Raw genomic sequence first — 9811 nt, 5'->3', positions numbered from 1 at the left:
CGAGCTGTCCTATGGGTTCGGTTACCCGACCTGCCGGCAGGTGGGTTACGCCGGCAGCTTCGAGGGCTATACCAGTCTCGGCGTGGGCGTCCGCGCCCGGCTGCCCTTCCGGGTCTTCACGCTGGACGGCCCGGGATCCGGTTCACGGCTGATTGTGGACGTGGCCCACTTCTGGTGACCAACTGAAAAGGTGCCGCACCCTGATGATCCGGGGTGCGGCACCTTTTTGTGGACGCTGCTGCTCAGGAGCTACTCCGGAACAACCAGGGCGGGAGTGTCCCGTTTGAGGGTCTCGCCGCGGAAGAATCCGGGACGCAGCCGGGACATCACCAGCATGAACACCGCGCCAAGGGCCAGGATGCCTACCCCAAGGACGAACACGAGCCCCACCCCGAACACTTCGGAACCACTGCCGAACTCGGGAGCCCAGCTGTCCACTGCGGTCTGCAGGAAGACCACGAACAGGCCTACGCCACCGAGTACCGGGCACAGGAACCGCAGCAGGAAGTTGCGGAGGCTGCTGAACAGGCTGTTGCGGAAGTACCAGGCGCAGGCGATGGCGGTGAGCCCGTAGTAGAAGCAAATCATCAGGCCAAGCGCCAGAATGGTGTCGTTCAGGACGTTTTCGCTGACCACATGCATCACGGCGTAGAACCCCGCGGACAGGAAACCGGCGGCAACCGTGGCGTAGCCCGGCGTCGCAAAGCGCCTGCTCACGCGGCTGAACGGCTCCGGCAACGCCCCGTAGTGGGCCATAGCCAGCAGGCTGCGGGACGGCGACATAAACGTGGACTGCAGCGAGGCAGCGGAGCTGGAGAGCACCGCAAGGGACATCAGGATGGCGAAGGGGCCCATGATGGGGGAGGCCAGGGCCGTGAAGATGTTCTCGTGGTTGTCGGTGTTGTTCAGCCCGTTGCCGGTGTCCCCGACGCCGGCGAACATCATGGTGGCGATGCTTACCAGCAGGTAGATCGCCAGGACAATGAGGGCTGTGAGGGTGCCGGCGAGGCCCGCGGTCTTTTTCCCGTTGGCGGTTTCCTCGTTCACTGTGAGGCAGACGTCCCAGCCCCAGTACACAAAAATCGAGAGGGAGATGCCCGCGGCGATCTGGCCGAAGGTCTCGATCCTGGTGACGTCGAACCAGTCCCAGCTGAAGGCAATGGCGGTCTCGGACGTGGACCAGTTGGCGAAGGCCATTGCTACGAACAGGCCCAGTACCAGCAACTGGAACCCCACCAGGCCGTACTGCACGAGCTTGGTGGTGTGCAGGCCGCGGTAGCTCACCCACACGGCAAGGGCCACGAACACGAAGCAGGTCAGCACGTTCAGCGGCTTGCTGGCCGCCAGGTCAGCCAGCCCCGGCTGGCCTGTGAGCTGAGAGAGGAAGAGGTAGAAGAAGTCGACGGCCACGCCGGCCAGGTTGGACAACACGATGATATTTGCTGCGAGGAGCCCCCAGCCGCCCATCCACCCGACCCAGGGTCCAAAGGCTTTGGTCACCCACGTGAAGGTGGTCCCGCTGTCAGGGGAGTCGGCGTTGAGTTCCCGGTAGGCGAGCGAGACCAGGATCATGGGGATGAACCCGATGAGGAAGATGACCGGCAGCTGGAGTCCGGCCTCGTTGACGGTGGGGCCCAGGGCGCTGGTCAGCGTATAGGCCGGTGCGATGGTGGAGATGCCAAGAACGACGACGGCGAGAAGTCCCAGCTGCCCGCCCCTCAGGCCCTTGGCGGTAATTCCGTGGGCAGTACCGGGAGCATGCCCGCCTCCGGCGGGAGTGCCGGTGCGGATGGTTTCTGTCATGACACCACTTTCTGGGAGGCAGCAGGCTGCTGTTGGGTGATGCAATGGATACCCCCGCCGCGGGCAAACAGCTCACGTGCGTCAATGGCGACGATACGCCGCCCGGGGTAGGCCTCGGCCAGGATCTGCAGGGCCTTGTCGTCCTGGGGGTCGTTGAAGCTGCAGGCGATCACTCCGCCGTTGACCACCACGTGGTTGATGTAGCTGTAGTCCACGAAGCCTTCCTCATCCCGGAGTGTCTCGGGGGCCTGGACTTCGATGATGTTCCACTTCCGGCCGGCGGCGTCCGTGGTGCCGCGCAGGAAGTCGATGATTTCCCGGCAGACCTCGAAGTCCGGATGCTCGGGATTCTCCTGGGAATGGACCAGCAGCGTACCGGGCGAGGGGATAGCGGCGACTATGTCCACGTGGCCGCGGGTGCCGAAACGCTCGGAATCCCGGGTAAGGCCGCGGGGCAGCCACACCACATGGGTGGCGCCGATGGTGCGGGCCAGCTCCAGCTCGACGTCGGCCCGGCTGAGGCCGGGATTGCGCCCCGGATCCAGCTGGACTGTTTCCGTAACGAGAACCGTTCCCTGGCCGTCCACCTGGATGCCGCCGCCCTCGTTCACCAGCGCTGAGACGATGTGGCGTGCCCCTGACCGGCCAGCCACCTCGCCGGCGACCAGGGCATCTTTGTCCCACTGTGCCCAGTCCTGTCCGCCCCAGCCGTTGAACACCCAGTCCACCGCGCCAAGGTTTCCCTCGCCGTTCAAGACAAAAGTGGGGCCGATGTCGCGCATCCACGCATCATTCAACGGGGCTGCGAGTACCTCAATGTCAGGGGAGAGGTAGGCGGCGGCCGTTTCGACGTCGTCGGGATCCACCACCATGGTGACGGGCTGGAATTCGACGGCGGCGTTCGCCACTGCAGCCCAGGTGGACCTGGCTGCGTGGGCAGCCTCGGCCGACTCGCCAAGGGTGTAGCCGCCGGCGGGAAACGCCATCCAGAGCCGCTCCTGCGGGGCTGTTTCGGCAGGCATCCGCCACTGCGCGGCCTGCACCAGGGCACCTGCGTCCTGCTGCGCCACGGGGGCGGTCACGAGCACACCTCCGCGAACCCGCGCTCGCCGCCGATGGATTCGTTCGGGCGGACGGGCTCGGTGAGTCGCCCGTAGGTGTCCGGACGCCGCGTTGCCAGGAAGGGGAACAGGGTCAGCCAGTCCTTCCGCTGGTCCAGGTCCAGATCGGCCACGAGGACGGCGGACGCGTCGCGGGGTGCCTGGGCAAGGATCCGCCCGTAGGGGTCAGAGATGAAAGACGAACCGTAGAAGTTCAGGGTGCCTTCGCTGCCCCAGCGGTTGGGCGCGACCATAAACAGCCCATTGGCGATGCCGTTCCCTACAATCACCTGCTGCCAGAGCGGCTGGGTGTCGAAATCGGGGTGGTCCGGTTCGGAGCCGATGGCCGTGGGGTAGACCAGGATTTCGGCACCGCCCAGCGAGTACAACCGGGCCACTTCAGGAAACCATTCGTCCCAGCAGGTGGGCATGCCCAGGCGGGCGCCGCCGAGTTCGGCAGGGGCATGCACTTCGTAGGCGTCAGCCGTTGCCGGGCCTTGGCGGAAGAACTTGTCCTCGTAGTACCCGGCGGTGACGGGGATGTGGAGTTTGTGGGTCCGCGCCAGGAGTTCGCCCTCCGGGGAGACCAGGATGGCGGTGTTAAGGCCCAGGCCGTCGTCCTGTCCGTCAGGGTCTTCGGCCCGCTGGTACAGCGACGCGTGGACCGATATCCCGTGACGGCGGGCAGCCTCTGCGGCAAAGCGGAAGGTTGGCCCTGTTAGCAGGTCTTCGGCGATGTCCGAGGGCCGGGGACGGGTTGTCCCCTCTGCAGGGTCGTTGTGCGGCAGCGTGTCCGCCGGATAACGCGAAAGCGTCAGCTCCGGAAGGAAAACCACGGAGGCTCCCAATGCAGCGGCCCGGCTGATGCCCTCGTTGAGTTCGGCCTCGACAGCTGCACTGTCTGCTTGCCATCGGTGCTGGACCACGCCAACGCGCAGGGCCTTCCGGCTGGACGGCGATGTCCGGGCCAAGGAGGCGGGTACGTCGAGGCAGGAAATTTCAATCATGTTTGCTACTCCAGTGAGACGACGGTCACTAAATGAATGACGTTCATTTAGTATGCGGTTCCATCCGTCCGGACGCAAGGGGGAATATGAATCGCGTTCGTTTATGACGGGGAAAAGGAAATAGTAAGCTCACTGAGAAATTCCCCGGAGGTACCGCCCCCTGCCCGGCGCAGGGCTGGTAGCGTCGGGATTACTGGACCAATCGAGGAGGACGCATGAAAGCTTCACCGACACTGACCAACAACCTGCAGGCTGTGCTGACGGACCTGATCGAGCTGCACCTCCAGGGCAAGCAAGCCCACTGGAACATCGTGGGAACCAACTTCCGCGATCTGCACCTGCAGTTGGACGAGATCGTTGACGCCGCCCGCCAGTTTGCTGACGATACCGCCGAGCGGATGCGCGCGCTGCACGCCCTCCCGGACGGACGCAGCTCCACCGTGGCAGAATCAACCAGTCTCGCTCCGTTTCCTGAGGGCCTCATCAGCACCAAGGATGCCATCGAGCGGATTGTCGCAGCCCTGGAAGCCGCCGTGGGCACCATGCGGAAGGTCCATGACGAAGTAGACGAGGAAGACCCCACATCGGCCGACCTCCTGCACGAGTTCATCGCCAGGTTCGAGCAGCTCGCCTGGATGGTGAATGCCGAAACCATGAAGCCGACGGCAAGCGTCACAGCGCCCGACGCTTAGCAGCCAGCAACGCACCACGCACAGCCTTTCAGCGCCCGGCCCGGACACGAAGTCCGGAGCCGGGTGCTGTTTTTATGCCTGCCTGCGCGGGTCTCCCATGCGATCTGCGTCCCTACTGCGCCTTGGGCACCTTGCGGAGCACGACGGCGGCCAGGACTGCCGCCGTCGCCATCAGCACCAGCCCGATCGCGGCGGTGACATGCACGCCGGAGTCGAAGGCGGAGCCGGCGGCATGCCGGACGGCGTCGGCCAAGGGCGCCGGCAAGCCAGCCGCAAGTTCCATTGCCCCCGCCAGGGTTTCGCTGGCATGCGCAGTCCCCTGGCCGGCGGCGGCCTCGACCGCCGCGGCAGGAAGCTGCAGGTTCTGCTGGTAGGAGGCGGTCAGTATGGAGCCCAGGACGGCCGTCCCCAGCAGGGCGCCCACCTCATAGCCTGTCTCCGAGATCGCCGAGGCTGCCCCCGATTTTTCAGCCGGGACGCTGCCAAGGATGAGGTCATTGGAGATCGTTTCGGCCGTTCCCACGCCCAGGGCAAGGACCAGCAGGGCGGCGAGCAGCAGTGCCGGACCGTTGGCATGGTCGCCGAACGTCACCATGCTGTAGCCTGCGGCGCTCATGGCCAGACCGGTGCCCACCACGAAACCCGGCCGGACCTTTCGCACTACGGGCACCACCGCGAGGCCCGCCACAACGGTTGCCACCAGCGCCGGAATCATTGCCGTTCCCGCAGCTGAAGGGGACATGCCCTCAAGGAGCTGAAGGTGCTGGGCCAGGAAGAGAATGAAGCCGTTGAAGGAGAACAGGGCCAAGACGTTGGCCGTGATGGCCATGCTGAACACCCGGTTGCGGAACAGGGACATGTCCAGCAGCGGGTTCTTCAGCCGCTGCTGCCGCCGGACAAAGGTGGCACCCATTGCCAGGCCGAATGCCAGGGTGCCCAGGGCCAGCGGTCCGGCTCCTTCGGTGGCGAACTCCTTGATGCCGTAGACCACCGGAACCATGGTGAGCAGCGAGAGCGGGATGCTCGGCCCATCCACCCGCCCAGGTGTCGGGTCTTTGGACTCCGGGATGAATGCGGGTCCGAAGGCCAGCAGGGGCAGCATGATGGGCACGGCCACCAGCAGTACTGCTCCCCACCAGAACTGCTCAACGAGCCAGCCGCCAAAGATTGGGCCCAGGGCGGCGCCGCCGGAAAACCCGGCGGCCCAGATGGCAATGGCCAGCCGCCGACGGTTGGGATCCACAAAAATGTTGCGGATCAGGGACAGCGTGGAGGGCATCAGCATGGCGCCGAAGAAACCCAGGGCTGCGCGGCCGGCAATCAGCCAGCCGGCGCTGGGGGCGAAGGCTGTTACTGCTGATACGGCTGCAAAGCCAATGCTGCCGATGATGAGGAGCCGCCGGCGTCCAATCCGGTCGCCCAGGCTGCCCATGGCCACGAGCAATCCGGCCAGAGCCAGCGGATAGGCGTCCACAATCCACAGCAGCTCCACTCCCGAGGTGCCCAGCGCACTCGCGATCGCGGGCAGCGCGAAGGCCAGGGCGGTATTGTCCACGGCCACGAGGAGGACCGGGAACATCAGCAGCCCGAGCGCAAGCCAGTCGTGCCGCGTGCCCCTTGCCGGGTCTGCGGCGGTCGGGGGAGTGCGGGTACGTGCTTGCTGGGAGGAGGTGGACGTTGTCACGCGATAACTATACCGTCCAGACGGTATAGTTAAGAAATCAACTGCTGGAGATGCATGATGGGAAGCATGCCCCGAAAACCCGTAGCGCGAGATGCAGTACTCGATGCCTTTGAAGAGCTCCTGATCGATGTGGGCGAGAGGGCGGCGACGCTGGACGCCGTGGCGAAGCGGGCCGGCGTATCAAAGGGCGGCCTGCTGTACCACTTCCCCAACAAGGAAGCGCTGATCACCGCCACCCTGGAGCGGTTGGACCGGCTGGCAGGAGAAGACCTCGCCGCCATGGCGGCCGCCCCCGAGGGGGCCGCGGCCTACTTCATCCGGTCATCCCTCTGGTCTGATACCCCGATGGACCGTTCTTTTGTAGCTGTGACGCGACTCGCCGAGGTGGCCCACGAGGATGCCCGCCGCCGCTTCGCAGTCATCCAGCAGCAATGGCTGGACCTGATCGGCAAGGACGTGGGCGCGGTGATGGCAAAGGCCGTGCTTTATATGGGGGATGGGTTGTACTTCAACGCCATGTGGGAAAGCGGGCCGTCCGGAAACGCCGGCGACAGGCAGGCGGAGGTCGACGAACTCCTGGCCGCCGTAGAGAGGCTCAGAGGCTAGCCAGTATTTGCTCCTGAGCCCGCGGCGTAGGAGAATTACTCCATGTGTGGGCCGTTGCCGGCCGCCAGGAAAACCCAAATGAATAGCCTTTGATCTGCGGCGGGAGAGTTCTGCCAGAAGGTACAAGCAGGCGCCGTAGGAGCAATACCTCCCCAGGAATCTCACAGGCCCATGTACCGCCGCGGCGAGGCAACTCTGGAAAGTAGCAGGCTGTCCGCCTGGCATCCGGTTCCACGGATACTTGGACTGCTGTGCTCACCGACGGTGCAAGCGGGGCCAGCGGATGCAGGCAACGCGGAAACTCTCAGGTCCAATACAGAGCGGGGAGGAACCCGAATCGATGCGGCGTACCCTGATGCCGCCTTAGCTATGGAGTTCCCCGTGACTGTATCTCCGGCCCCCGCCTCTCCGGCTATTGCCGCCCCGGCTGCTGCCACCTTCGTTGACCGCCATATCGGTGCCCGCCGCGAGGCCGACGTCGACACCATGCTCAAGGCCGTGGGCTACGACACCGTGGACGCGCTGGTGGATACCGCCGTTCCCAAGGACATCCGCCAGGACTCCGCACTGGAGCTGACGGGCGCGCTGAGCGAGGTGGAGGCGCTCGCTGAACTGCGCGGGCTGGCCGCCAAGAACAAGACCGCCGTTCAGATGATCGGCCAGGGCTACTACGACACCATCACGCCGCCGGTGATCCGCCGCAATATCCTCGAGGGTCCGGCCTGGTACACCGCGTACACGCCCTACCAGCCCGAGATTTCCCAGGGCCGGCTCGAAGCGCTGCTCAACTTCCAGACCATGGTCCAGGACCTGGTGGGCCTGCCCATCGCCAACGCCTCCCTGCTGGATGAAGCCACGGCCGTGGCCGAGGCCGTGCTGATGATGCGCCGGGCGAATAAAAACAAAGACGTGCGCGACGGCAAGACGGTGCTGGACTCCGACTGCCTGCCGCAGACCATCGCCATCGTGAAGGGCCGTGCCGAGGCACTCGGCTTCGAGGTTGAGGTCGCGGACCTCTCAACGGGACTGCCCGACGGCGCCATCAACGGCGTCGTCCTGCAGCAGCCCGGGGCTTCCGGCCGGGTGTTTGACCACACCACTGTGATCGCCGACGCCAAGGAGCGCGGTGCCCTGGTAACCGTTGCGGCCGACCTGCTCGCCCTGACCCTCATCACGCCTCCCGGTGAGCAGGGCGCGGACATCGCCGTCGGCTCGGCGCAGCGCTTCGGTGTCCCGCTGTTTTACGGCGGCCCGCACGCCGCCTATATGGCAGTCCAGAAAGGCTTGGAACGCTCCATGCCCGGCAGGCTGGTGGGCGTCTCCAAAGACTCAGCAGGGACCCCGGCATACCGCCTTGCCCTGCAAACCCGCGAGCAGCACATCCGCCGCGAGAAGGCCACCTCCAACATCTGCACAGCGCAGGCCCTGCTGGCCATCGTGGCCTCGATGTACGCCGTCTACCACGGACCCGAGGGGCTGAAGGCGATTGCGCAGTCCGCCCACGCACATGCCAGGACCCTTGCCGCTTCGCTCAAGACCGCCGGCCTGGAGGTAGTGCACACCAGCTTCTTCGACACCGTCACGGTCTCCGTTCCCGGCAAGGCGGCGGGCATCATCGCCGCAGCAGAGGCCAAGGGCATCAACCTGCGCAGCATCGACGCGGACACGGTGGGCTTCTCCACTGATGAAACGACAACCCGGGAAATTGTCGACGGCGTCCTCGCCGCCTTTGGGGCAGGGCTGGTTGAGGTGACGGACGGGTTCGGCCTGGATGCCGCCGTCCAACGCTCCTCCGACTTCCTGCAGCACCCGGTGTTCAACACCTACCGTTCGGAAACACAGCTCCTCCGCTACATCCGCAAGCTCAGCGACCGGGACCTGGCGCTGGACCGCACTATGATTCCCCTCGGCTCCTGCACGATGAAGCTGAATGCCACGGCCGAGATGGAAGCCATCTCCTGGCCCGAGTTCGCCTCGATCCACCCGTTCGCCCCGGACTCGCAGACCGAAGGCTGGCGCGAACTGATCGCGGACCTGGAAGCGCAGCTCACCGAGATCACGGGCTACGACCAGGTGTCCATCCAGCCCAACGCCGGTTCCCAGGGCGAGCTCGCCGGTTTGCTGGCGATCCGCGGCTACCACCACTCACGCGGTGACCAGCAGCGCAACGTCTGCCTCATTCCCGCTTCGGCGCACGGCACCAACGCCGCTTCCGCTGTTCTTGCGGGTATGAAGGTGGTTGTGGTGGCTACCGCCGCTGACGGCACCATTGACCACGCGGACCTGTATGCCAAGATCGAGGCCAACAAGGACGCGCTGTCCTGCATCATGATCACCTACCCGTCCACGCACGGCGTGTATGACGCCGACGTGCGCGAAGTCTGCGACGCCATCCACGCCGCCGGCGGCCAGGTCTACATTGATGGCGCCAACCTTAACGCCCTCGTCGGTTTGGCACAGCCGGGCCAGTTCGGCGGTGACGTGTCCCACCTGAACCTGCACAAGACTTTTTGCATCCCGCACGGCGGCGGAGGGCCCGGCGTCGGACCTGTTGCTGCGAAGGCGCACCTGGCACCCTTTATGCCCGGCAACGCGGCCACGTGGACCGAAGGCAACGACGTCCCCATCTCTGCCTCCAAGTACGGTTCCGCGGGCGTGCTCCCCATTTCCTGGGCGTACGTGAAGCTGATGGGCGGCCAGGGCCTGACGGAGGCCACCAAATCCGCCTTGCTCGCTGCGAACTACATCGCTGCCCGCCTGAACGACTTCTTCCCGGTCCTGTACACCGGTGAAGGCGGGCTGGTAGCCCACGAGTGCATCCTGGACCTGCGCGAGCTCACCGCCAGGACCGGTGTCACTGCCGAGGATGTGGCCAAGCGCCTCATTGACTACGGGTTCCACGCCCCCACCCTGGCGTTC

At 65.4% G+C, this 9811-nt stretch carries 8 protein-coding genes and 1 riboswitch; of the genes, 4 read left to right on the top strand and 4 right to left on the bottom strand.

The features are described 5' to 3' along the window. Positions 1–178: AMIN-like domain-containing (lipo)protein (locus AC5RWX_RS26305; protein ID WP_494099221.1), on the top strand; the 178-nt coding region annotated here is incomplete at its 5' end. 71 nt (positions 179–249) lie between these two features. Here AC5RWX_RS26305 and AC5RWX_RS26300 read toward each other — a convergent pair. Genes AC5RWX_RS26300 through AC5RWX_RS26290 form a run of 3 tightly spaced genes read right to left on the bottom strand, consistent with a single transcriptional unit; the run spans position 250 to position 3910 of the window. Continuing rightward, a complete protein-coding gene (locus AC5RWX_RS26300; RefSeq protein ID WP_494099219.1) occupies positions 250–1803 on the bottom strand; it encodes an APC family permease in 1554 nt (517 codons plus the stop codon). Further along, positions 1800–2825: an agmatine deiminase family protein gene (locus AC5RWX_RS26295; RefSeq protein WP_494099220.1), complete on the bottom strand. Its 1026-nt coding sequence runs from the start codon at positions 2823–2825 to the stop codon at positions 1800–1802. The genes AC5RWX_RS26300 and AC5RWX_RS26295 overlap by 4 nt, the downstream gene beginning before the upstream one ends. Before the next feature lie 56 nt (positions 2826–2881). Next, complete coding sequence (locus AC5RWX_RS26290) at positions 2882–3910, bottom strand: nitrilase-related carbon-nitrogen hydrolase (protein ID WP_494099218.1); 1029 nt, start codon at positions 3908–3910, stop codon at positions 2882–2884. 215 nt (positions 3911–4125) lie between these two features. Here AC5RWX_RS26290 and AC5RWX_RS26285 point away from each other — a divergent pair, with 215 nt between their 5' ends. Then, complete coding sequence (locus tag AC5RWX_RS26285; protein ID WP_494099217.1) at positions 4126–4602, top strand: Dps family protein; 477 nt, start codon at positions 4126–4128, stop codon at positions 4600–4602. Between the two features lie 112 nt (positions 4603–4714). Here AC5RWX_RS26285 and AC5RWX_RS26280 read toward each other — a convergent pair whose 3' ends face one another. Beyond that, complete coding sequence (locus tag AC5RWX_RS26280) at positions 4715–6286, bottom strand: MFS transporter (protein ID WP_494099216.1); 1572 nt, start codon at positions 6284–6286, stop codon at positions 4715–4717. 66 nt (positions 6287–6352) lie between these two features. Between AC5RWX_RS26280 and AC5RWX_RS26275 the strand changes: the two genes are divergently transcribed. Together AC5RWX_RS26275 and gcvP are read left to right on the top strand one after the other, a co-directional pair. After that, positions 6353–6892: a TetR/AcrR family transcriptional regulator gene (locus AC5RWX_RS26275; RefSeq protein ID WP_494099215.1), complete on the top strand. Its 540-nt coding sequence runs from the start codon at positions 6353–6355 to the stop codon at positions 6890–6892. Positions 6893–6982: 90 nt separating this feature from the next. After that, a riboswitch (glycine riboswitch) is annotated at positions 6983–7081 on the top strand. A gap of 180 nt (positions 7082–7261) precedes the next feature. After that, on the top strand, positions 7262–9811 hold a 2550-nt coding region (gcvP, locus tag AC5RWX_RS26270), incomplete at its 3' end, for an aminomethyl-transferring glycine dehydrogenase (protein ID WP_494099214.1).

Source organism: Arthrobacter sp. SPT-J7, assembly GCF_059089965.1.
This window is presented reverse-complemented; position numbering and strand designations above follow the sequence as displayed.

Excerpts from the sequence above, each read along its gene's own strand:
- AC5RWX_RS26300 (WP_494099219.1), bottom strand. The coding sequence starts at position 1,803 with ATGACAGAAACCATCCGCACCGGCACTCCCGCCGGAGGCGGGCATGCT.
- AC5RWX_RS26295 (WP_494099220.1), bottom strand. The coding sequence starts at position 2,825 with ATGCCTGCCGAAACAGCCCCGCAGGAGCGGCTCTGGATGGCGTTTCCC.
- AC5RWX_RS26290 (WP_494099218.1), bottom strand. The coding sequence starts at position 3,910 with ATGATTGAAATTTCCTGCCTCGACGTACCCGCCTCCTTGGCCCGGACA.
- AC5RWX_RS26285 (WP_494099217.1), top strand. The coding sequence starts at position 4,126 with ATGAAAGCTTCACCGACACTGACCAACAACCTGCAGGCTGTGCTGACG.
- AC5RWX_RS26275 (WP_494099215.1), top strand. The coding sequence starts at position 6,353 with ATGCCCCGAAAACCCGTAGCGCGAGATGCAGTACTCGATGCCTTTGAA.